19 protein-coding genes and 1 tRNA gene are annotated in these 24994 nt (G+C 39.5%); 7 read left to right on the plus strand and 13 right to left on the minus strand.

The genetic code is table 11. The features are described 5' to 3' along the window. Position 1 precedes the first annotated feature (1 nt). The 5 genes from AQ505_RS08445 to AQ505_RS08465 are packed head-to-tail and all read left to right on the plus strand — an operon-like array spanning position 2 to position 7179. Positions 2–3913, plus strand: a complete 3912-nt coding sequence (locus tag AQ505_RS08445; protein ID WP_062547773.1) for a hypothetical protein — start codon at positions 2–4, stop codon at positions 3911–3913. 16 nt (positions 3914–3929) lie between these two features. Further along, positions 3930–5213 carry a hypothetical protein gene (locus AQ505_RS08450; protein ID WP_157262261.1) on the plus strand — a complete coding sequence of 428 codons (1284 nt, stop codon included), beginning with the start codon at positions 3930–3932 and terminating at the stop codon, positions 5211–5213. A 27-nt stretch (positions 5214–5240) separates the two neighbouring features. Continuing rightward, positions 5241–5807, plus strand: coding sequence for a TerD family protein (locus AQ505_RS08455; protein ID WP_062547775.1), 567 nt, complete (start codon positions 5241–5243; stop codon positions 5805–5807). Between the two features lie 13 nt (positions 5808–5820). Continuing rightward, positions 5821–6474, plus strand: coding sequence for a TerD family protein (locus AQ505_RS08460; RefSeq protein ID WP_062547776.1), 654 nt, complete (start codon positions 5821–5823; stop codon positions 6472–6474). A gap of 12 nt (positions 6475–6486) precedes the next feature. After that, positions 6487–7179, plus strand: a complete 693-nt coding sequence (locus tag AQ505_RS08465) for an OmpA family protein (RefSeq protein ID WP_062547777.1) — start codon at positions 6487–6489, stop codon at positions 7177–7179. Positions 7180–7699: 520 nt separating this feature from the next. Here AQ505_RS08465 and AQ505_RS08470 read toward each other — a convergent pair. From AQ505_RS08470 to AQ505_RS08500, 7 genes are all read right to left on the minus strand, one after another. After that, a complete protein-coding gene (locus AQ505_RS08470) occupies positions 7700–8110 on the minus strand; it encodes a RidA family protein (RefSeq protein ID WP_062550931.1) in 411 nt (136 codons plus the stop codon). A 112-nt stretch (positions 8111–8222) separates the two neighbouring features. Continuing rightward, a complete protein-coding gene (locus AQ505_RS08475; protein WP_062547778.1) occupies positions 8223–9020 on the minus strand; it encodes an alpha/beta hydrolase in 798 nt (265 codons plus the stop codon). A 143-nt stretch (positions 9021–9163) separates the two neighbouring features. Next, a complete protein-coding gene (locus AQ505_RS08480) occupies positions 9164–11743 on the minus strand; it encodes a TonB-dependent receptor (RefSeq protein WP_062550932.1) in 2580 nt (859 codons plus the stop codon). Positions 11744–12309: 566 nt separating this feature from the next. After that, positions 12310–13293, minus strand: a complete 984-nt coding sequence (locus AQ505_RS08485) for an ISAon1 family transposase (protein ID WP_062546817.1) — start codon at positions 13291–13293, stop codon at positions 12310–12312. Then, positions 13274–13639, minus strand: a complete 366-nt coding sequence (locus AQ505_RS08490; protein ID WP_062546818.1) for an ISAon1 family transposase N-terminal region protein — start codon at positions 13637–13639, stop codon at positions 13274–13276. Before AQ505_RS08490 ends, AQ505_RS08485 begins: the two co-directional genes overlap by 20 nt. Positions 13640–14101: 462 nt before the next feature. Further along, positions 14102–14191: transfer RNA gene (locus AQ505_RS08495), tRNA-Ser, on the minus strand. Positions 14192–14303: 112 nt separating this feature from the next. After that, a complete protein-coding gene (locus AQ505_RS08500; protein WP_062547779.1) occupies positions 14304–15017 on the minus strand; it encodes an SOS response-associated peptidase in 714 nt (237 codons plus the stop codon). Between the two features lie 243 nt (positions 15018–15260). On the opposite strand from AQ505_RS08500, the gene AQ505_RS08505 reads away from it, so the two are divergent. Further along, a complete protein-coding gene (locus tag AQ505_RS08505) occupies positions 15261–17597 on the plus strand; it encodes a hypothetical protein (protein WP_062547780.1) in 2337 nt (778 codons plus the stop codon). Positions 17598–17612: 15 nt separating this feature from the next. On the opposite strand, the gene AQ505_RS08510 is transcribed toward AQ505_RS08505, so the two are convergent. The 5 genes from AQ505_RS08510 to AQ505_RS08530 all read right to left on the minus strand — a co-directional run bounded on the left by AQ505_RS08510 (position 17613) and on the right by AQ505_RS08530 (position 21559). Continuing rightward, positions 17613–18704 carry a glycoside hydrolase family 130 protein gene (locus tag AQ505_RS08510; RefSeq protein ID WP_231635049.1) on the minus strand — a complete coding sequence of 364 codons (1092 nt, stop codon included), beginning with the start codon at positions 18702–18704 and terminating at the stop codon, positions 17613–17615. Continuing rightward, complete coding sequence (locus AQ505_RS08515) at positions 18691–19467, minus strand: HAD-IIB family hydrolase (protein WP_062547781.1); 777 nt, start codon at positions 19465–19467, stop codon at positions 18691–18693. The genes AQ505_RS08510 and AQ505_RS08515 overlap by 14 nt, the downstream gene beginning before the upstream one ends. Then, a complete protein-coding gene (locus AQ505_RS08520) occupies positions 19464–20492 on the minus strand; it encodes a class I fructose-bisphosphate aldolase (RefSeq protein ID WP_062547782.1) in 1029 nt (342 codons plus the stop codon). Before AQ505_RS08520 ends, AQ505_RS08515 begins: the two co-directional genes overlap by 4 nt. Before the next feature lie 5 nt (positions 20493–20497). Then, entirely contained in the window at positions 20498–21121 is a 624-nt protein-coding gene (locus AQ505_RS08525) for an HAD family hydrolase (protein WP_062547783.1), read from the minus strand. A gap of 72 nt (positions 21122–21193) precedes the next feature. Beyond that, the gene (locus AQ505_RS08530; protein WP_062547784.1) at positions 21194–21559 is read right to left on the minus strand and encodes a hypothetical protein; all 366 of its coding nucleotides are present in this window, start codon (positions 21557–21559) and stop codon (positions 21194–21196) included. Between the two features lie 212 nt (positions 21560–21771). Here AQ505_RS08530 and AQ505_RS08535 point away from each other — a divergent pair, with 212 nt between their 5' ends. Continuing rightward, a complete protein-coding gene (locus AQ505_RS08535; RefSeq protein ID WP_062547785.1) occupies positions 21772–23877 on the plus strand; it encodes a penicillin acylase family protein in 2106 nt (701 codons plus the stop codon). Positions 23878–23968: 91 nt separating this feature from the next. On the opposite strand, the gene AQ505_RS08540 is transcribed toward AQ505_RS08535, so the two are convergent. Beyond that, positions 23969–24907: an NADP-dependent oxidoreductase gene (locus tag AQ505_RS08540; RefSeq protein WP_062547786.1), complete on the minus strand. Its 939-nt coding sequence runs from the start codon at positions 24905–24907 to the stop codon at positions 23969–23971. Positions 24908–24994: the final 87 nt, after the last annotated feature.

Raw genomic sequence — 24994 nt, forward strand, 5'->3', positions numbered from 1 at the left:
TATGTCAGATAAAAGAATAAAGGCACTGGCGATAAGGGTTCATGCGAATAGTGAGCCAAATGGTGTTGAATTTGCCTGGGATAAAATCCCTCAATTGGAAGCTTTTACAAAGAACATTCTAATACCTGAAATAGGAATTGATAAAGAAGGGAATTCTGCGGTTAATATTGGAACAATTGTTTCGGGGATTCCGTCCGTATTTGCTAGAGCAAATTTGTTTAAAAATGCGTTGCAGAATATACAGGATAAGGATGCAGCAGCTGACGGACTTCTATTGTTTTATAAATCGCTAATTCGCGAATGGAAAGGATTTATTACTTGTATTGCATTAAATTATAAAGATATAGAGGTAAATAGAGTTTATCTATCTTATTCTGATGGACAGCAACTTCATCATACTGCGAATATCTACGAACCAACAGGTGCATTTGGAAATATGTTATTTGAACGCCAACCTTTATGGTGCGATCAATCACTATCCAATAATTCAGATAAAATACCTTTTATAGACGTGATTTCTTTTAAAGGAAATGTAGTAGGTGGCACTTCTCCGGATAGCTTTTTATTTACCTCTGCTGCTTATCAGCTTAAAGATAAACTACCCTTTGTAAACATTCAAAATGGAAAGTTTATCGATCCTTTACAGTCGGAATTGACTCCACAAGAGTTGTTTACCTTGTATGGGTACGCCAAACATGTTTTGAAAAATATTGAAAAATTCAGGACTAATTATATTGAACTGGATGAATTTATCAGACCTGAGTACGGAAATATATATGCTGCACTGGAGGTCTGGATGGATGAAATGGTGGCCTATCAACAAAAGAAAAGCTATCCTATACTCATACATCAAACACCACCGGAAGTGGGTACTCTTTTCAATTATCCTTTCAGTCTGTTGTTTAACTATTCTACCGAATTACACGGCTCTGAAGGCATTATCTACAATGAAGCACAGCAGGAAAGAATAGTTTTTGACCCTAAAGACCTGCTGTTGCCAGATACGACAGAAATTGCTCAAATAGATTTTGGAAAAGAGGGTATGGAAACTAAAAATTATCTGCAATCTAAGCCGATATTATTATTGGCTGCGGAAATTAAGGGGCATTCAAATAATTATGCTTACTTCACTTTACCATTAACCCCATTGGCATTAAATGTCTTTGGAGCAACGCTCGATGCGTTGGTCGGGATATCAGTGGGTTCAAATGTGAAATCCAGGATTACCGCTATTTATGATCCAAATGATAAAGGAGGTGAGCGTTTAACTGTTAATCTCAAATTATTTACAGAAAGTGGGAATGAAATTGTTAAGGAGGTCATTTATAAAGTAACAGCGAGATCTATTGAAGGAAAAGATATTTTAATGTGGCCAAACTTCATTTCTAAGCAGTGGAATAGATATTTTCTTTATTCAGAGATACCGCATAATGATGCTAATTTTCAGGCGACTCCTTTTATTGGAAATGTAGAAGATGACTTTTTTCGAATAGTATTAGATGAAAAAGGGGTTCCATTGTATTTGGCTAATAATGGCAGAGCAGCAGTTATACCGGAGAAATATGGAAATATTAAAGCTCAATTACATATAGCTTCAAATAATGCGATAGCTGACAATAAGTATAAGTATGAAATATATGAAAGTAATCAACCTTTTAAGGGGGTAAAGTTTGCCCATGCAGGTATTGATTGCGGTTTTGGTATCATTCGTTATGATGGTTCCGGGAATGCACAATCTTTACCTGTGAATATGTTAAATTCTCCGAAATCATTATCTCCAGCGTTTTTAGGAGTTGATTTTGGAAGTACCAACTCTTCCATTGCCTATTACTCTGTGTATGAAAGTAAAGTTTGTGATCGCTTAAAGTTGACTAATAAGAGAGTTTCTTTATTATCTACTGATACTAAGAATAATGATATCCGACCGGCTGTAGAAGATGAAATTTTCTTTTTTCAAAATGATGAAATTCTGACTAATTCTATTAAATCAGTTTTAACAATTCATGATTCCAGAAGAGTGGTGAATGAGGGAAGTATTTTGAATGACTCATTAATGGCGCAAGCAGTTAAGGGCGGTTTTCCTTGTTTTGAAAAGAACCTGCCAATTGAAAATGCGGTAGATAATCGATATATACTTAGTTACAATAGAATAGGGAGGGCAGAATTGGTGTATAACATGAAGTGGTCTGCTCAGCCTATTGATAAAAGTTATAAAACTGCTTATTTAAGTTCCTTGCTATTGCATGTTTATGCGCAATTGTTCATTGAAGGACACGAACCACATACATTAAAGTGGTCATATCCATCGTCAATGGGGAAAGAACTTTTAAGTGAGTACAGGGGGATTTGGGATTCACTTAAAGAGATCTCACCGATTGAAGGTCAGGTGAAATTAAAAGTTTATCCCCCTTCAGATCTCTCGGATATTGGCGATACTTTAGGAGAAAGCGCTTGGAGCAAGTCAAGTCCTGACACTGGTTGGGGGAGTTCTTCTATAGAAGCCTCTGCGCCGCTATCCACTTGGGGTTCCGCTCAAACTGGCCTAGGTGGATGGGGAAATGATAACGAAACTGTAGTTGCATTGGCAGACTGGGGCAATGAGTCTGCTAAAAAATCAGCTGCAGTTGTAAATATTGCTACCGAGACAGCACCAGTTAAATTCGATTTCAGAATTTTAAGTGATGAAGAGTCTCTTTCTGAAGCTTGCGCAGTAGCTAATTATCTGGTAAGGCCAAATGGTGGGTATTCTATTAATGCAGGTGAGTTGGTATTGTGCTTTGATATTGGAGGAAGTACCACTGATATTACTGCCTTATGCCAAATGGAAGGTGGAAAGGCAATGATTAAACAGAATTCTATCCGTTTTGCAGCAGAGCGGGTTGCACAGGCCACTAAATTTTCTCCAAACTTCAAGAATGTGCTATTAAGAATGTGTGAGCGAAAGAATATTACCATTCAGGGTTTAAATAAGGGGATGAATAAGTTCACAGAGAATACAGCTCCTTATTATTTCGAGCAGGTTGTTGATAGGCTGGAAGCTTCAGATTTTGAAACCTTTTACCTTTTAATTGCGGCTGAATGTAAAGAAATGATGAGTGTTAATCTTTATGTGACAGGTTTAATCATGTTTTATGCGGGGCAATTAGCCTTTAAATTAAGGACTGAGATTTTGAAATCCGAAGATGCTCCTGCCGTTGTGAAATCGATACCTCCTAAAATTAAAATTGCATTTGCAGGAAAGGGATCTCGGCTTTTTGATTGGTTCGCCGCTGTGAATCCAAAATCTGCGGAGGATTATTATACTCAGATGTTTATTCGCGGAATGGGCGGAGAGGCTATTGCTAAGCAGACCATTACCCCAGTGAATTTGAATCCTTTAAAAATTATTGATCTCAATTCTCAGCGTGGTGCTAATAATGGCGATGTTAAGTATGAAGTGTCAAAAGGTTTGGCTATTCCAACCACCATTACTAAGATTTTGGTGCCGACAAATAAGCAAGCGATTGAGTTACTAGGGGAAGATAACTATTGTGTAGTTACTCCTGGGGGTGAGTTTAAGTATCTCGATTCTACTAACTCCATTACTCCGGAGATGTTAGAACATATCGGTAATCACTTCATTTGTTTACCACCTGAAGGAAAGCCGCATTGTCCGAGGTTTATGGATTTTGCTGATTTATTTTATAAAGTTTCTTCGAGCATGTTCGGCTTAAAAATGAATGCTGCAGATTTCATGGCAGGTTTTCAGGATATGAATATCGAAAACTATATTAAGGGAGAGCCTGATTTTATCAAAGCACAAAATCGAAAACACGAGGACCAGAAGGAATTTGATTATGTTGCTCCAATCATCATTTTGGAAGGAATGAAGTTTTTTGAAAAGCATCTGCTTAAAGGCATTCAAAAACAATAGAAAAATGGAATTCTGTGTGTTAATAAAAATAGCTAAGCGATCTGTTTCCTGTTGGTATCAACTAGATGGCAATGCATATGCACCATTGAGTATGAAGGAATCCCATGAAATTCCTTTATACTTTTATGTAAATGGAAACGATTTTATTTTTGGAAATGTTGCAAGAGATCGATTTAGCAGGCATGATCCGAATGCATATGGGAACTACTTTGAAATTATAAAAGATCCAGGTAAGCATTTTAGTATTTATGGTAATAAAAAACCTATTAAGCAGCTTTTCTATTATGGAATTGAACAATATCTGTCTTATTTTCTAAATTCAGTTTTATATAAAGTAGACTCTATTGAATCGTATCGCCAGCATTTTCCGCTTCGGTTTTTATTTGATACAGATATTGATGACCATGAGAAATCACTGATTGAACTTCTATTTCAAGAAGCTGGCTACTATAATTTGGACCGTGTTCTTTTTAATCAACAGCTATTTGAGGTGCTGGCCCAGAAAGCGATTTTACCTAAAGACAAGGCCATATTATTGTTGAACGGTATTGATGATGTATTGTATTTGAAGCTTTATAAAAATTTGAATGCTGAGGCTATTGGTTTTTTTAAGTTATCAGGACAAGGCGCAGATCCAAGAGTGAAAATTCTTGCAGACATGATTGTTGAATACATTATGGTTCAAAACTCTTATTTAGCGATCGATAAGGATGCTGAAATTACTTTCTTACTTCCTTTTTGTGTGGGCCTATTGGAAAATACAAGTCAAATTATAATGGGCGATGCTGAGCTGTCTGATGGGAATAGCTTCTGGTTTAAAGTAAATGAACGGAATTTGAATGACAGATTACAATATTATTCAAATGATGTGATGGTCTATACTGTGATAGATGACCTTCTGAAGTCGGGGGGATTGTTAGTTGATGATGTAGTGATTCTGTTAGGTACAGAAGAAATCAGTACTTCTTATTTCTTAAATAAACTACAAAAGAGGTATCACCATGTAAAAGAGGTAAATGCTGTGGACATTAAGGATGCGATGAAATCTGTGTTTTCAATGATTGCTGCGTCTGATTATCGTATTCAACCAAAAGTCATAAGTACAGGATCGGCAGGATTCATCAAACCAGTTCAGGCACCGGTACTTCCAACAAGGAAGATGCCACCTGCATTACCTCCTAAAAAGGAGGGTAATATTTCCTCGGTTAAGCTTAAAATACCCAGTTTACCTGAAGTGAGAATTGTAAATAAAGTTAATCCGGTAAAGCTTCCTCCACTTCCTCCAAGAAGAGATTCCTAAAGAAGTTTAAGCCTTAATAAATATAAAATGGCAATACAATTAGAAAAGAGAAAACCGATTTCAATTATTCAGGGACAGCCTGAACTAAATCATATTATTGCAGGTTTAGGTTGGGATTCAGCCGAAGTAAATGGTCATCCTATAGACCTCGATCTGTCATTATTCATGCTAACTGAAAGCGGTAAACTGTTAGCAGATGAATACTTTATTTTTTATAATAATGCAGAAAGCCCGGATGGGTCGACAAATTATCCAGGAGATAGTAGGGCTGGGGAAGGAGATGGTGACGACGAAGTTATCCATATAGAATTGGCTAAAGTAAACTCAAAAATTGAATTTTTATACTTTTCGGTAACCATTGATCAGGGAGAAGAAAGAGGCCATAATTTTGGCCATGTACAGAATTCCTATATCAATATCAGAAATGCAGTTGACAATTCTATTCTATGTCAATATCAGTTGAAAGATGATTTTGGCACTGAAGATTCTATTGTCATTGCGGCTATTTCAAGAAACGGTGGGGATTGGACTGTAGAAGCTCTCGGTCAGGCCTTCTCGGGAGGTTTAAATACACTAGTAGAATTATACCAATAATAACAATATAAGTATGAGCAGTTTTAATTTAACAAAGGGAGATAGATTCTCCCTTTCCAAGGCAGCACCTGGATTAACCATTGTGAAAATTGGCATGGGATGGGATCCTAATGATGAACAGGGCGGACCTGAATTTGACCTTGACGTATCCGCATTTTCCATTGGTAGCGACTTTAAAATTCCTTCTGATTCCTATTTTACTTTTTACGGTCAAATCCGGATGGGTAATAAGGTGGAGGATAAATTGGAGAAAGGATTATTTAGACCTCTTACTGAGGATGGTGCGATAACAGGAGCAATTGATGATCCGGATGGGTCTAGAAGTGATGGTGACGATGATGAAGATATGTTTATTGATTTAACAAAGGTTAGTCATAAGGTAGAGCAAATTATTATTTGCTGCACGATTTGTAAATATCCTCATGACAATAATAAAGACCGTAGAACATTAGACTTAAATTTTGGCCAAGTTAACGATTGTTATATACGAATCGTTGATGAGCGATCTGGGGATGAGGTTATTCGTTATGACTTGAAAGATCAGTATACAAATGAGGATGCTGTTGAATTTGGGCGTTTATTTCGTGCAGGTGATACCTGGGAATTTGAGGCTATGGGTAGAGCCCATACCGGTAGCTTGCAGACATTAGTAGATATGTATACCTAATTATTAGAAACTATGGCATTTGATTTAAATAAAAATGATGGATCTGTAAAAGATTCAGGCCTTAAGAAATCTGGTTCAGCTAAATTTGATTTGACAAAAGGAGAGGGAAGCAATATTGTTATAGAAACTTCAACTTCGAAAAATTGGATCATTGGCTTAGTTGGAATTCTATGTTTCGGAACAGGATTCTGGTATTATTCTTCTGATAGCACAATCGAAAAACAGGAAGACATAACGGCTACAGCACCTGCATCATCTGGCAGCACTCCTACGATTGCAGTTTCTAGTAAGGAAGCTAGTGGAGGTTCTGTTGTTAAAGATACTGCTCAAGTAATGCTACAACCGACTGGTCAGGATAAATATTTGGCCTTATTGAGTCACAAAACAGGGGCGACGTTTGGTCAGGGCTCCTCTTCATTTAATAAGGTTGACCATTCGTTGATCAAAAATTTAATTGCTTACTTAACAGAGAACCCAGGCAGTTCTATTCAGATCAATGGATATGCCAGTAGTGATGGTACACTGGCTGTTAATCAAATGGTATCACAGGCTAGAGCTGATGCATTTAAGAAATACCTGGTAACAAAAGATATTGCTGAAAGCAGGATTGTTGCGGTAGGGAAAGGGATTGAAAATCCAGTTGCGTCCAATCATACCAATGTTGGAAGAAAAAAAAATAGAAGGGTTGAGATTGCCCTTCCATAAATTAATTAAAACCGCTCCCCATTGTGGCTAAGAGAAGAAATAAGAAAAATAGAATAGGTTTTAACCAGGTTTTAATTTTATTAGGAATACTATTTACTGCAATACTTTTTATAATTAAGGTGACTATTGGAGGTATAGGCCGGTTTGAAGTCTTTACTCCAGTGATGATTGCATTTTTTATTGTTTTTCTATTGAATACTTTAAGATCAATACTTCGAAAAGTTTAATTATTCCCCCTAGTTTAATTAAGTGTAGAATAGCCTTTAAATCTATGATTTAAGGGCTTTCTTGTATTTGACAAATAGAGGAAACCATTTAGTACGTACCCCCAATGAAATGAAAAATTGTCAATCCGGGGTAATTCTTAAGAAACTTTGAACTGTATAGCCGCTCAGTTTAGCAAAAGAAAAGGGAAGTAATCCTAAGATTATTTCCCTTTATCTAAATTAACGCTCTCATATATAAAGACGCTTAAACCGAATTTATATTGTGTGCGATTAAAATTAAATCAATTGTTGTGTTATTCCTGCATGAAAGCAATGGCATCAACTTCTACCATCATATCGTTCAATGCTAACCTTGGAACAGGGATTAATGTGCTAGCCGGGAATTGATTATTCTTCCATGTTTTATGCATTTCTTCTGTCCATATTGCGAGTTTCTCTTGATTATGGTCCACAATTAATACCGTAATTTTAAGGACGTCATCAGGTTTCAAATCATATTCTTTAAGCACGGTTTCCAAATTTCGCAATGCGAATTGAACCTGGGTCCTGAAATCTTTGGATAGGCTATGTTTTAAATCTTGTCCACCACTTTGCCCGGATATAAATACATATCTGCCATGATCTGGAGTACTTGTAGCGTGTGCAAAAGCGAATGGAGTAGGGTCAAAAAGTGTTTTCGGGTTTTTATGAATGATGTTGCTCATGGTTTTTGGAGTTTTAATATGTTTATTATCAGTCTGTTTGCAAGCCGAAAATGATATTATAAATGCTGATAAGGTGAAGATACATTTTGTCAGGTATAAATTTCTTTCCGGATTATTCATGATTTGTAAAGAATTGATTGAATTGAAATATTTGAGTAATTGCTGCTTTAGACCAGTAGGCCGCATTGTGCTCTCCAGGTCGTTCTTCATAAATATGAGGAATCTTTAATAGCAGGAGTTGTTCATGTAGTTTTCTGTTTTGTACAATTAATACATCTTCCGTTCCGCAGCTAATCAGAATTTGTTGCTGAGAATTTTTTAGCTTTTCTATTTGAGAGATCGCAGTATAGTCTTTCCAATCTTCTGGATGATCTCCTAGTGTTTTGGTTACACCGTAATCCTTTCCAAAAGGCCTAAAGTCGATCACGCCACATATACTTCCAATAGCGGCAAATGTATTTTGATGCCTGGCACCAATGTATAAGGCACCATGTCCGCCCATGCTCCAGCCCATTATTGCAGTTTTTGAGGGGTCTGATTTATAGTGGTTTTGCACGTACTCCACAAGTTCTTTTGCCACAAATGTTTCATATTTTGAATTTGTCTTTTCGCTGTCTACATACCAGCTGTCGTAATTTCCATCAGGTAAAACAAAGATCATTTTCATTTCTTTGCTTAGCGCTTGCAAAGCAGGGATATCCTGAGTTAATGTTCTTTTTGGATACCCGGTGTAGCCATGTAAAATGTAAACTGTAGGTATTGTTTTTCCTGTGGATGATGTAGGGCGGATCACTAATGTTTTAACCTCTTTTTTCATAGCGGGACTGTAAATGTTTAAGAAGTCCACCTTTTGGGAAAAGGCTTGGAAACTGATGAAAATTACAGAAAGGGTAGTTAATAATATTCTCATTGCATACTTGTTTTAATTCGTTCATGCAAAGGTATAGTCACCCATTTTTCAAAACATATACATATGTTGAGAGTGTCAATATATTATAAAAAAAGCTGCTTCATAAGATTCTGAAGCAGCTTTTGAATAGGAAAAAGATAGTATTATAAAGAATAACGTAGTGTAAGTCCATAAGTTCTTGGATCACCAAGTACACCTGCATACAAACCAGCATTACCTGCTGCGGCTTGCAGCTGCTCGTAATAAGTTTTATTAGCGATATTTCTCGCCCAAACAAATAGGGAGAATTTATCAGATTTAAATCCTAATCTACCATTTAACAATGAATAGGCTTCCACATTTAATACACGGGAAGGTGTTGGGTTAGAAGAATATTCAGAACGGTAACTCGCATCTGCAGCAATAAAAAATCTACCTGCTACGTTTGCTAAGTTGCCTGGATTGCTGAATTCTGCGCCTCCTGAAACATTCCATTTAGAAATACCTGGTAATCGGCCTCCGGAAGCATCTTTAAATGCTACTTGTGTAGCTACACTATTCACCAATTCCGTATGACCGGTTTCTTCTAAGGGCAATGGTGCATTTTGAAATTTCACATACTTACCATCAAGATAAGCTAGGGCCGCATTTAAGGTTAAGAACCTTCCTAATTGATAATTTCCATCAACTTCTAAACCTTTTACATTCACTTTTTCAGCATTAGCAAGGTAACCCCTGTTTACACCCAATTGTGGTGATTGTACGTTCGTTTGATAATCTTTAATATCTGTATTGAAAGCACTAACATTTACAATTGCACCTTTAAATGGCTTGGTTTTAATACCCAATTCATAATGCTGTACATATTCTGGTTTAACTACGGCCAGAGAAAGATCCGCTTCTCCAGTAGGAGTGGTTGGTAAACCGCCAACATTCACACCAACTGGTTTGTAAGCGGTTGAAAACGTTCCATAGGCATTTAATTTAGTGGAAGGACGGTAAGACAAAGTAACGTTACCAGACAAATTGTTGTTGTCTACACTAGTATTGAATTTTTGATTGTTGTAAATAGCCGTTTTAAGTGCAAGTAATGCTGCATCTGTAGTTTGCAAACCACCATAAGTTACCCTGTCGTAGTCCACATCTTTTTTATCATAAGTGTACCTTAAACCTGGTAAAATATGAAAGTGATTCAGGAATTCCCAATCCGCTTGTGCAAACACGGCAGTACTTAATGATTTAATCGTTGAATTGGTTCTGATACCGTAACCATCTAACAAGCCAGGAGTGGAGTATAATGCCTGTGAACCGGTATTACTTGTCTGCACAAATCTCCACTGATCTTTACCTACTTCTTCTGTCTGCTCTAATCCTTTCAAATTCTGACTAAGGGCAAATACACCAATTACACCAGTTACTTTTTCAGCGATAGTACCAGCATATCTCACTTCTTGTGAATATTGATCATGGCGAGAGTTTCCCTGAGATTTAGTTAATGCAGATAATTCAGAGAAATCCCTGTCGTTTGTAGGGTTCCAATTCCAGAATCTCCAGGCAGTAGTGGAAGTCAGCGTTCCATTGCCAATCTTATAGTCTAAGTTTACGGAGATACCACCAATAGACTGGTCATGCTTCCATGGTGTATTGGTGTTGATTTCTCGGGAGGCAGGATCTGCTACAGGCTGCTGATAACCTAAATCAGAAACAATTTTGGCATACTGACGATATGCGCTTCTTTCTGTTGTGGTCACTCCTGCAATTACCAACGGGTAACCAGCTGGGTGCTGGATACTCGCATCACCACTTAACAATACCTGTAATTTCTCTGACGGTGTATAATATAACTGGCCTTTAAAACCAATGTTATTTTGGCCGCTATATCTACGTTGTTCTTTTGTATTGAATATAGTTCCATCTCTTTGAGTTCCGGAGATCGATAATCTTGCTGCAAGGTTTTTTGCTACACCACCGGAAACCGATGTTTTTGCTTGTATAAAATTATAGTTTCCAAAGCTCAGTTCCACTTTTCCGCTTGGGGTTTGAGTTGGTTTTGCGGTGGTGATGTTAAATGCACCTGCTGTTGTATTCTTACCAAACAAGGTTCCTTGCGGGCCACGCAGAATTTCTATTTGCTCAATGTCAAGGAAATCTGTAGAGGTAGCTGCCGGACGAGCCTGGTAAACTCCATCTACATAAAAGCCTACCCCTGGATCAATACCATCGTTGGTTAAGCCAAATGTTGAACCTAGTCCTCGGATATTAAGGGTCGTATTTCTTGCGTTTGAAGCATATAACTGTACGGAAGGTACGAGTTCTTTTAAACGGTTAACGTTAAAAGCGCCTGCATTTTCAGCAGCCTGGCCACCGATCACAGTAATGGCGATAGGCACATCCTGCAGTACTTCTGAGCGTCTTCTTGAGGTCACTACGATCTCATCCAGAAGTTCGCTTTCAATCAGAATCAATTCAAAAGGAGCTTCCTGAAGTTTTAAAATCTGGAAATCCTGAGATTTATAACCTACTGAGCTAATTCTAAGATAGAATGGGAGATCTGTCTGTGCATCAATACTGAACTTACCATCTTTATCGGCAGTTGCAGAAATTTTAGTGCCTCTGATCAGTACTGTTGCGTGTGGTACGGGAACGCCATTACTGCTTTTGATGACGCCTGTTATTGGGTTTTGGGCAAATACAGTATTTGTCGTGAGTATCAATAGAAAGATAAGGAGTAAATGTTTTTTCATCGTGTTTATATTAAATGGTTTGTTGGTTTTTCGTTTTCCAGAGATCTGGTATGATTTATTGTTTTTGCCCGATGCCTGCAAAAAATAAATTGCAAAGCAAGGCCCTATGGATGTTTTTAGCATCAGGTTAGGTTTGGACAATACATGATTTTAAGTGTCTAGGTTTTTCAGTGATTACTGAAAGGAATCATCAACAACAACAGTGACAGCCTAATAGAAAGCGGGTTCCTTTTTGAGCTGTGTTTTTTTTCATTTTCATAAAATGTAAGCCTGTTTTCATTGTGTTCTAGGTTGTTAAGAGTTGGTATTGATAATACGAAGATAGTATTATTTTTTAGTAAACAAATAAAATCTATGGATTTGGTAGTTTTTATTTAACTGCATTAACAAAACTTGATATTTTATAGGTTTAAGCTTGATTTTTAGCCGGTTGCTGAGCTATTTTTGTCACTAAAAAAGAGTTTTTATGGAAATTATTTCCCGAGACTTAGCCTCAGGTTCAGCTCAAAACTTCCGTTTGTAGGATCAATGCCAAAAGTTGTGGAGCAGTGGTTTGAATTTCGCTGTTAAGCATACAATTGTGTAAGTCTGAAAAGGAAGAATTCAATATTTTTGACGCCTCTAAACTGAGCTCTAAAAGCTTTGATTTTGGCGTTGAAAGATTCGGCAGAAGCGTTTGTAGATCTGCGATCAAAGTAGTTTAATATGGTCTGATAATGATTCTGTATCGATCTTGCAATGGTGTTGAAAGCCTTGAAGCCAGTTTGCCTGACTCTTTCGTGCCATTTAGCCAGCTTGGCCAGTGCAAAGACCTTATTCTTTGTGTTTTCAAATAGCTGACTAAGCCCCATACTCAGCCCATATGCTGTTTTAAGATCAGGAAATCTTTCAAATAGAAGCTCAGCACGATCCTTTTGGCTTTGGGTCCAATCGGCAGGCTTTTTATACAATACGTATCTTCCCCTGGCGAGTAATTGCTTGACCGTATCCCCGTTATGGAGTACTTCCGGATGAAAAGGGTGGCCTGTTTTCTTTGATTGCTCAATGGCTTCATTTTCGATATCCATCGCTTCCCATCTATGTTTAATCCGCATTTCCTGTAGCGCTTCGGTAGCCAGTTTCTGCACATGGAAACGGTCAGTGACTCTGATAGCTCCTGGAAAACAACGTTTGCAGATTAGTTCCATATTACCTGCCATATCCAGGGTAATCTCGGTCACCTTTTTTCTCAGCCGTTCAGGAATTTGTTGCAATACAGAAATCACCGTTTCGGCTTTAGTTCCCGCTACAATAGCCACGATAGCCCCTTTTTTACCTTTAGCAGCTTTATTGGTGATAATAGTATAAAGTTCACCATGGGACAGACTGGTTTCATCAATGGAGAGCTGTTCACCAAGATTCTCCGGGTATAATAGCCATTGTTTTGCATGTGCTTTTTGATCCCAGCTTTTAAAGTCGCTGAGGTAATCACGGTACTGACGAAGCAGGTTTTTGACCTTTACACCATAAAATGAACTGATCGTATCAACGCTACTCGGGGCTGTATCGATTGATTTCTTTTAAAAAAGCCGCGAAATCTCCTGTCATTCGCGTTCCTTTCTCAACTAAAGTCCAATCCCGGTAGATCACTTTGCCGCTTTCCAAATTGATCCAGCGCCGGCGTTTGATATGATAGAAGACCTTATGTCCACGAATGGGGAAATCCTGAACCACGATCTGCGGGAAAAAACCTTTTGACTGCACCTTGAGCGAGCCCCATTCTGTAGGCAGTTGATTGAGTTCTTCCAACTGAATATGAAAAGTGTCAGGGTCTTCAATGGCATTGGTAAATTCAAAATTCTCTATGATAAATTCCGGTAAAAACAGACGAAGTAAAGTGGTGCTCGCAGAAGGCATAAATAAAATGGGATATAGATAGACAAAGCTATAATTTTATCTCTTGCTCCACAACTTTTGGCATTGATCCCGTTTGTATAGCCGCTAAGCGCATTACTGTGAATGTTAACTTCTGAACGGTTACCATTCACAGTAATGCGAAGATAAATAGGAACAACGCCTTTTTGATAGTTTTTTGGCTTCTTCATGTAGAAGAGCAAGCTGAAATTGGTTTTCATAATGTTAAACATTATGGTGAACAAATTTAGCTTTGTAGTAATTAGAAATCAAGATGTTTAGTTTTGTAACGTGCTTGCTGTCAGGTTTTTATTGGCTGTTCGGTGAGTCTGTTTTATTTTTTAATTACTCACCGAATCACTCACCTATAGTGATCGGAATTCCTGCGAAAATTGTAACTCTTCAAAATGCAAAAAGCCTGCTATCGTATGATTTGCAGGCTTTTTGTTGGTTTAGATACCATTTTGGCGGAGAGTGGGGGATTCGAACCCGCGGACCCTTTGACAAGTCAACAGTTTTCAAGACTGCCGCAATCGACCACTCTGCCAACTCTCCGGCACAAAAGTACGAACTCCAGTCGGTTCTGCAAATTATGATTCACTTTATTTAATGAAGTCTTTATAAAGAGCTAAAAATGAGTAGTTTTATTTTTCATCATTCCCTGTTTTTAGTCAAAAAGAGTGGGTATGGTCAGTTCGTTATATGGTTTAATGAGGTCAAGACCCTTATTCGGGCTCTTTTTTGTAGAAACTTTATTCACTTTTTTACTCACTTGCGTCCTGCTCATCAAATGATCTGGGTAAGGTTTACACATTTCCAGCAATTGTTCTACGGTTAGCTTTTTGTTTAACCACCTCAGTTCTTCATTTCGATGCAGGATAACTGGCATTCTTTGCTTGTCATGGATTTCGCCTACCGTCTTATTCGCTTCAGTAGTCATGATGCCAAAAGTCCGGTATTTTTCACCGGTTTCGGGATTTACCCACTGACTCCATAATCCTGCGAAGCAGAAAGTTTTTCGCTCATTGGTAAAGCGGTATGGCCGCTTGTCGGTATCAGTAATCTTTTGCCACTCATAAAAGCTATCCGCAATGATTAAACAGGTTTTACGATGTTTCATTAAAGGAGCATAGGTTTTCTTTTCCATGACCTCTTCACTGCGAATGTTCCAGGTGTCAAAGGTTAGTACATTGCTGCTCGCATTGTGGGGAACAATACCGAAAGACATCTGTTGAATTATATCAGGCTCATCAGAAGTGATGACCAAACCACCATCGGTAACGGCAATATTAGCATCTGGCTCGTAAGCACCAACAAGTTGATACGGATTGGTTTTTAGAATCTCTTTTTCTTCGGCTGTTAGGGTATATCTTGCGCACATAATTTAGGACCGCAAAGCTATTTTATTTCTGCTGAATTTAGAAGGAAGCCTGCCCTGTTTTACAAAAGATTAGACCGCTGTGAATAACTTGAAAATAAAGCGATAATATCTTGCTGGAGCTGATCGTTAATTGAAATTAATTTAACATCTTTAATTTCATCTATAAACACTCTCAACTTAGGCGAAATGGCTAGATCTTTTTTGTTCTCAATTACTTTATGGTTTCTGTGTTCAATATTTTCTATGAGCCTATATGCTCAAGGCGTACCTGCCATTTTCTTACATACAGATAAAGGTGCCTATTTTCCAGGTGATACCGTTTGGTTTAAAGGTTATGTGCTAAATGATGGGTTCCTGGATGAGTCGTTAAGGAATTTGTATATCGACTGGGGAAATACTGAAGGCACAATTCTGGAGCATAATGTTTACCTGCTCAGTGATGGTGTTAGCCCATCTCATTTTGTCATTCCCACAAATTATGAAGGTGATATCCTCAACTTAAACGCATATACCACCATTATTGCGAAAAACAAGGAGATGGGGTATTTCAGGTCGATCCCAATTTTACAGCAAAAAGCAAGGAAAAAGGAAAGGGTTAAAAGGGAGTATTTTTTGGCTGTTCAGCCGGAAGGAGGTATGCTTTTAAAAGGCGTAATGAACAAAATCATCTTGAGTGCTTACGACCAAACTGGTCATCTGGCAGCGCTTAAGGGTAAAGTGTTAATGAAATCTGGAGAAGAATTACTCAGCTTTAGCAGTAAGGAGGAAGGTTTTGCTGAAATCGCGATGATTGGGACTGAAGAAGAAAAAACGATCGAGTGGTCTGGTCCGGATGGGAAAATAGGCAGCATAAAGCTTCCGGCAGTACTCAAGGAGGGCGCAAAACTCAGTGTCAGCAGTACAAAAGATACCGTTAGTATTTCTTTGTTGACCGCAATATCGCAGGATGATCCGCAGACAAGTGTCTCCAAAGAATATACCATTGAAGCAAGATTAAACAGGAATTCGCTATTTAGAAATAAATTCAGATTAGCGAATGGCGCAAGGAGTAATTTAAAGCTGCCTAAAAATGACCTTGACGCTGGAGTATTGCAATTGCTGTTATTTGACGAGAAGGGTAAATGTATTGGCCAGCGTTCTTTAATGATTGAAGCCGAAGAATTGGTGATTACCCCTAAATTGGAGGTGAAAGATTTTTCCAAGTATCCAAAAGGAAGGAATACACTTCAGATTGGATTACCTGAAGGAGAATATGCTAACCTATCTATTTCGATTACTGATGCGCAAGCTCCGGTAGACAGTACCCATACGATTGTGGATGCTTTACTGTTTAGCTCCTTAAGTAAGCATCGAATCATTGAGCCATTTAGTTATTTTAAGAATAAGACCATGTTGAACCGTTTCGTTCAAACCAATTCCTGGCAAACTGATTTCTCCAGTTTTGATGCGTTAAAGCCATTAAAGGATAGTTTGCTGTATTTAAAAGGTCGCATTCGGATGAGCGATAAAGACAAGCTGACTTTTGATAAAAGACTCGCCTCTTTAAAGGAAAGAAATTCGAAAAAGGGTAAATCGGTTAAAGGTGTTTCTTTTGGATATCGGGCATTGTCGGATGGTGTGATGAAGTATACCACCATTTCTCTTGATGAGCAGGGTAGGTTTGAACTGAAGAAGTTTAACTTTTTGGATTCCATGGAGCTGCGGTTTGTGCAAATTGAAGAGGCTGTTAATGCGATTAGATTTCATGTCGATTACGAGTTTGCAGCAGTCCCTAAACCTGATCGTTTGTACCTTCCATCTGCTGCGGAAGGCCTGATTGAAAACCAAACCTTCCCGGAGAAAATATGGGAATACAATCCGCGCTATTTTAAAGATAAAAATGGCGTAGTCACACTAAGAGAAGTTCGCATCAAAACAAGGCGAAATTATCGAATAGAAAATATGGATAAATACTACGCCAAAGGTTGGTATAGCAGGGAAGGCCTCGCATCTATTGATATACAGAATTATTCAAACCTGATTGATATCTACGATTATAATGATCTGGTACGCTACCTGCAGCTTAAATACCCTATTATACATAAAATAAGGCCCATTTATGTGTTCGACGGGATTTATCATACCAAAGGAATTCCAAATAGTGGTTTCAGTCCCCGGCGGAGAGATTCAACTGCTGTAGCTGTTGAATATCCAGATGTGAATCAGATTGCTTTTATTAAAATTTTCGAAACCCATCCTAATAATCCTAATGGTGGAGCAATCGTATTTTATACGACAGGGCCGGATGGCGCTAATAAAAGTCTTGGCCGAAGAATAGATCTCCAAACTGTTGGAGGCTATGTAGGGATTATTCCATTCTCTAATCGTCTTTACTCGAATAAAGAGAAAATGAATCTTTTTTATGATGATGACCGGCAAACCTTATACTGGAATCCAATAGTATTGATGGAAGATAAGGGTTACAGGCTTGAATTTGATAACAATAGCAATCCCAGGGGTTACTGGGTAACCATTCAAGGGGTAACAAAATCAGGTAGAATAGTTTATTACCAAAAATTGATAGAAAAAGCAGATCAGTAGAGAGGGAGTTTTCTTTTATAATAGCTCCGGTAAATCTAGTCGGGCAACGCCAATACGGTCATCAGCCATACCATAATAAACATCAAAACGGTTGGGCATCCCCAGATCATCCCGCCTGTCTATACCGGTCGGAAATACTACATTGGCAATAGTGCCAACTTGCTCTTCCGGAAGATCTGGTGCAAGAACAGGTTCGGGCGATCGGTATAAGATTTTGTGGGGCTGTTCTTTATCCAATATCATGATACCAGCGGAGTAACTCAGTTCATGCTGACTACTATTCTGAAGCGCTGTTTCCCTAACTCCGTGATATAAAATCAGCCAGCCTTGTTTTGTAAGTACAGGCGGTGTTCCTGCACCTATTTTTATGTTTTCCCAATCCGCCTTGGGAATTGCCAAAGGTTGGTTAGATACAAATTTAGGTAAGTGCCCGGAGGGATGGTTTTCTTTGTTAATGTGACAATAAGAAATCCAGATACACTCATGATGCTGTCTGATTTCATGGTCGTGTGGACGGGTTCTAAGCTCTTCTGGGCTGGTTCCAGGGAAAAGTGGGCGGTGGAGCATGGCAAAAGAAGGATGGCCATGTGGACTCACAATAGCCGCTGGAAATAGGCAGGCATCCTTATTGTCAATCTGATTAAATTCAATATGCTCATATTGTTCAAAACTGGCCAGGCCAAGTCTTTCCCAATGGATCAGCTCTTTGGAATAGGCAATCGCGATGCGCGGACCATTGGCGGAAAATGCAGTATAAGTCATCACGTAAATATTTAACGATTCGATATGAGTAACCCTTGGATCTTCGCAGCCACCTCCACCATCCGGCCGCTTTTCATATTCAGCTTCAGGCTCCAGTGCTACACCCAGCCGCTCAACACCAATAGGGTCGCCAACTTCGTTAAAGATGACTTTCGCAATCCCGATTCTGGAATAGTTGTTTTTCCCTACTAAGCGTGGAAATAAGTAAAGGTCTCCATCAGGACCTCGTACTGCAGCAGGATTTAGCACACCTTCTATTTCCAGCTCATTTCCTGGCTGAGGCTCCATAATAACGCCCATTCGTTTTAATTTGATCGAATCCATCTGAGACTTATTTGCTTTCATTTGAGGTGTTTTTATCGGAGTTGTTTAGACAGGCAATGATGGTTTCGATTACTTTTTTGGTTTCCTGAGGGTCTTTAACAGAGATACAAACTACCCCCGTTTTTCGGGCAGGATGGTCATTACCTCCTTCAAAAAGCGCATCGCCAATGAATATCATTTCTGCAATGGCAATTTTTAGCGTTTCCTGAAGTTTATGAATGCCGTAAGCTTTGTCGATCCCTGGCTTGGTGATGTCGATAGAAGTGGCACCACCCATCTGAACGGAAAATTCAGACAAGGACTGGTCGAGCTGTGCTTTAATCACCTTTCGTTTGCTAAAATCAGGATCCCAGACTTTCTTAGCTTCAAGGGGGGCTTGCTGACCTAAAGCCGAGTAGGTGATCTGGCTGCCGCGATCTTCAATCTGCTCACCCCAGGTCTGCGCAGGAGTAAAGCCGGAAAGGGATACGGCATGATGCAAGTTGTCTAATATTTTTTGTCGCTCTGCTGCAGTAAAATTTTCTGCATAAAGTTGGTTCCAGTCTTGTTTATATTGATAATACTTGGTGCCGCAGGTTGGTAAAATTGACAAATGGCTAAGATTAGCTTTTGCAGGAAGATGAGAAAGGACTTGCTTTTCAAATTGTGGCCAATTGCCGCCGGAGATGATGGCCACTTTGGCAACTTGCAGCAGGTCGTTTAAAAGTACGGACATTTCCGGGTCTATGGCAGCTTTGCTTTCCGCTAAAGTGCCATCAAGGTCAAATATGATGAGCTTTTTCATGATGCTTCAGAATCATTTTCCATTCCATGATGGTACTCCGCTCTGCGTGCGGCACTGTTGCAGGCTGCACGGTGGGCCAATGCTTTTTGCGCCCTGGTCACGTTTTGATCTTCACCCTTCCAGATTTCCAATGCCGGTTGCTGGATTGCCCTGGAAAAGGAAAAAGTTAAAGGCCATGGCAGGAGTGATCCAGACCTGAGCTGCATCATGTTCAGTCGCTCAGAAGCAAGGAAAGGGGATTGTCCTCCGGATAGAAATGCAATGCCGGCAACAGCCGCAGGGACAACATGGAGAAAAGTAGAAAAGGTTTGCTGAGCAATCTCTTCTGTATCACTTTGCGCGGAACAAGCCAGTCCAGGTAATACCATATTGGGTTTTAAGATCATCCCTTCCAGGAAAACCTTTTGTGCATACAAGGCATTAAATACCGCTTTCAAAACGTCCTGAGTCACTTCCGCACACCTTTCCAGGGTATGGTCTCCATCCATTAAAACTTCGGGCTCCACAATGGGCACTATTCCGGCTTCCTGACAAAGTGCTGCATAACGGGCAAGGGTATAAGCATTGGCTGCAATACAAGCTTTCGTAGGGATATTGGTGTCGATATGGATCACCGCACGCCATTTGGCAAAACGTAAACCCATTTGATAATAATCAGCCAGGCGAATGCTTAAACCGTCCAGTCCTTCAGTAATCGTTTCTCCTGGAAAAAATGGTACCGTTCCCTGATCTACTTTTATTCCCGGAATGATGCCTTTTTGTTTAAGAATGGCCAGAAAAGACTGTCCATCATCAGTGTTTTGATGAAGTGTTTCTTCGAAAAGTATCGCACCGCTGATGCTTTCTTCCAATTGAGGAGTAGTTACGATCAATTGGCGGTATTTGCGGCGGAATTCTTCGGTTTGAGGAATGCCTAGTGCTTTAAATCTTTTGTCGCAGGTACCGGTACTTTCGTCCATGGCCAGCAATCCTTTATCGTCTCTCATGAGCCTTTCGGCTATGTTTTTAAGTTCTTGGTTGTTCATGGCTTTTAAGGTTTTTTGGAAGAATTAATTTCCTGAATGATCTGCTGTGTAGTGGCGAAGTCCTGGTGGTGAATGCTCCGGATACCGAGTTTCTGAGCAGATTTTGTCAGCATCAATCGGTCATCAAAGTAAATACATTCCTCTGGGGAAACCTGTGCGATGCCCATGGCCAGATTAAAAATACCTGGATCAGGTTTGCGCATCCCTACCTCGCAGGAGGAAATAAAAGCATCAAAACAATCGTGTAACCCAAATTTCTGAATGCGGTAATTGTTGAGTTCCCGACCTTCATTATTGATAGAGATGAGCCTATGCCCGCAGGTCTTTTTCCATTCTTTTAACCAGGACAGCAGTCCGGGCAATTCTACCGATTGCGCAAACATGAAGTCCTTAAAATCTTGTTTGCTAAAAGATCTTGGATGATTGAAAACGACGACATCCAGGTAATCGTCAAGGGTGATTTTCCCCATCTCATACACATTGAAGATGAAATCGTGGAGCACATCCATTTCTTCATAATTTAAATCGAAAAGTTTTGCCGCCTCCTGTCTGGATTGGTGCCCCCAGCCATTGTTCAGCAAGACACCGCCGACGTCAAAAAAGAGTACTTTAATTCTGGAATCTTTCATAATCAAATTTAGATGATAACAAAAATTCCAGACGTTAGTTTGCAGTGCTTCGAACTCAGGTCGTTATCTTTTCTATTTTTTGATTTCTTTCGGTCCTAAAAACAAAAGGATAACGGCGGTGATTTTTAAGAAACCAGAAAACAGCTGTAAGGTATAAGGGGAGGTAATGTTGATTTCTGGTGCCGGTGTGGACAGCAAGGGGAAAATGCTGAGTACAGTCACAAATAATGCCACCCATTTTACCCAATGTTTTCCAATGAAAGCAAAGTATCCTAATGTCATAAACATTAATGAGGTTTCCATGCCAACCGACAGTTCAAAGTTTGCATCCTGACGACTTTGGATGACTCCGATAATTACATCAACTAATATGGCCGCAAAAATTATATAGGAGGCAAATTTGAAACTCTTGTGCACCTGGTCTTCCATTTCTATCATAAAATTGCCAAGGTACTATTAAATTCATCTGAGCCCAAACCAAATCAGGACTTGTCGCACAGCTTATGAAGGTTTTTCGATGGAATAATGAAATTAAAATAGCCTGTTCTAGGTGGATAAAGCAATACCATTGATCGTTTTTTTATTAATGAGTATGTGCTAAGTTGTTAGTTGTCTTGATTTTAAATACCTTGTTGGTCAGGTCAATCTCTATGAACAAAACCGCTCTCCCTAAAACGCAGCAACAGCATTATACAAAGATTGTTTTTCTGTTGATTTTTATGATCATCCAGTTGCTCAGCGCTGGATCAATTCTCAACGCTCAAAAGCCTAAGACATCCGAGATCCTATGGGATAAATACGGAGTGCCTCATGTATATGGAAAAACTACGGCCGAAATGTACTATGGGTATGGGTGGGCACAGATGCGTAACCATGCCAATCTAATGCTGAAGTTATATGGACAAGCCAGAGGGCGTGCAGCCGAATTCTGGGGAGAAGAATACTTGCATAGCGATCAGGTAGTTCATTTGTTTGAATTAAAAAAACATGCGGTGCAGGAGTATAAGGCACAGTCGCCATTGTACAAAAGTTACCTCGATGCTTTTGTTGCAGGAGCAAATGCTTATGCTAAAGCACATCCAGAAGCCATTCAGTCGGATAGAAAAGCAGTTTTACCCATCAGCCCTTATGATGTACTTGCCCATACGAAATCTATGATTTACCTGAAGTTTTTAGCCTACAGTGACCTCATTATGCCGGAAAAACTGGTCGCCCAGCCAGGCTCTAATGCGATGGCAATTTCTCCTTCAAAATCAGCAGCTAAACATGCGATGCTCATGGCCAATCCACATTTGATGTGGAGCGATTCTTTTACTTTTTTTGAAGCACAGCTCAATGCTCCGGAGTACAGTACCTATGGAGTAAGCTTGGTTGGCACCTGTACCCAAATTATTGCATTTAATGATCACCTGGGCTGGACGCACACGGTAAACACTATTGATGCTGCTGATCGCTATGAACTCAGCCTGTCTGATGGTGGGTATTTACTTGACGGAGCCACAAAACCATTCCTAAAAAGAACAGATACGATAGGAGTCAGACAAAAAGACGGCAGTCTTAAATTAGAGATACTGGAGTTTAAATATGCGGTACATGGTCCTGTCCTGGAAGAGAAAAATGGCAAAGCTTATGCGCTCAGAATGGCGGGAATGGACAACCACCAACTTTTGCAGCAGTATCATCTCATGGGAAAAGCAAAAAACTGGAAAGAGTTTGAAACTGCGGAAAAGATGCTGCAGATACCAATGTTCAATGTGATTTATGCAGATCAGGCTGGCAATATTCATTACCTCTTTGGAGGGAATGTACCCATTCGTTCTTCCGGAGACTTTACCTTTTGGAATGGGCTTATTGATGGAACTCAATCCAAATATATATGGCAAAAGACACATCCCTATAAAGACTTACCAAAACTCTTTAATCCTTCCACAGGTTTTGTTCAAAATTGTAATGATGCACCTTGGATTAGTACCTATCCGGCACAGCTCAATCCCCTTGATTTTCCGGCTTATATGGCTCCTCAGGAAATGGGTTTAAGGGCACAGCGTGCAGTGAACCTTGTGAAAAACAATCCATCAATCACATTTGTTCAGTTGGTAGCTTATAAGTTAAATACGGGAATGGAAGCTGCTGATCGTTTCCTGCCAGCGCTTTTATCGGCAGTAAAAAATACGCCGGATAGTACAATGGCGAATGCAGCGAAAGTATTAAATTCATGGGATAAACAAACGGAAAATACGAGTAAAGGAGCTGTTTTGTTTGCGGCCTGGTTTGATCAGCTGAAGCCTGAAATGTATGCCAAAGCATGGGATATTAAAAATCCGGTAAGCACACCTTCTGGATTTAAAGATGACCAGCAGATCCTGCTGCTTTTTAAAGCGGCAATAGCAGAAGTCCAGCAAAAATATGGCAGTATCGAGATAGCTTGGGGGGATATTTGTCGCTTCTCAAAGGATGAGATTGATTATGCTGCCAATGGTGGCCCAGGAGAATATGGGATTTTCCGAACGATTTATTATAAGGGGATTACACCTGACAAAGAACAAGCATACTTTGGCGACAGTTATGTTGCTGTGACGGAGTTTGGACCTAAAGTTCGTGCTAAAGTAAGTTTAAGTTATGGTAACGCTTCACAAGCTGGTATTAAGCAGTATGACCAGTTGAAGATGATGTCTGATAAACAACTGCGTGATGCGCTACTGGATAGAAAAGAAGTCCTTCAGCATTTAGAAGAAAGAGAAGTATATCTGCCATAAATGAGATAAAGAAGAAATCATAATGAAATAAAGAAGAAATGCTGCTGTGGATCAATAGCAATGTGCACTTTTTGCACATTGCTATTAGCGGTTAGGCTATCAAAACCACAATTTTCCCTTGTGTTCTTCCAGTCTCTAATGCCCTGTGTGCATCCGCCATTTGATCAAAATCAAAGGTTTGAGAAACATGAGATAGGAGGGATCTATCATCCAGTAGTCCAGCGATTTTCTGCATGTTCTGACCATTAGATTGTACCATGGTAAAATAACCATTGATGCCCATTGCTTTTGCTTTTTCTGTGACTTCTTCTCTAAGCCCGGAGGGAATACTGATGATGGTGCCGCCTTTCCTGATGACCTTTAAGGATTTGTCGATATTTTCTCCACCGATGGCATCGAGTACGAAATCAATATCCTTTGTGAATTCCTCCAAAGGACCAGCGGCATAATCAATATGTTCATCAGCACCAAGGCTCATGATAAAATTTTTCTTTGCTGCAGAGGAAGTGCCAATCACATAGGCCCCCAGGTGTTTGGCAATTTGTACTGCATAATGTCCCACTCCGCCAGCTGCGGCATGGATCAGAACGCGGTCGCCTGCCTTGATTTTAGCATGATCAACGAGAACTTGCAAGGCGGTTAATGCCGCTAAGGTAGCTGCAGCGGCGTCTGCATGACTGATTTGACTTGGTTTTAAGGCCAGTTGATCTGCCGGAGCAGCAACATATTCGGCATAGGCTTTTCCATGGCCAGGAAAGTTGACCATGCCAAACACTTCATCGCCAGCTTTAAACATATCAGATTTAGTTTCCACCACAATTCCTGAGATGTCCCAACCTAGAATGATTGGTTTTTCTTCTTTTATCAGGCCTGAAACACCCTTTCCTTCCCGGGTTTTAATATCTACAGGATTAATACTGATGGCTTTCACCTGTATCAGCACTTCATGCTCTTTGATAACGGGCTTCGGTAGTTCTTGTATAGCTAATTGATCCGCGGACCCAAATTCTTCTAAAATAATTGCTTTCATGGTATATTAATTTAAGCATAAAATTAGGGATGTTTTTACCTGATACGCTGTACATATATTCGTTAAATCAGTAATATTATGCCATGC

This window comes from Pedobacter sp. PACM 27299 (genome assembly GCF_001412655.1).
Taxonomy (GTDB): domain Bacteria; phylum Bacteroidota; class Bacteroidia; order Sphingobacteriales; family Sphingobacteriaceae; genus Pedobacter.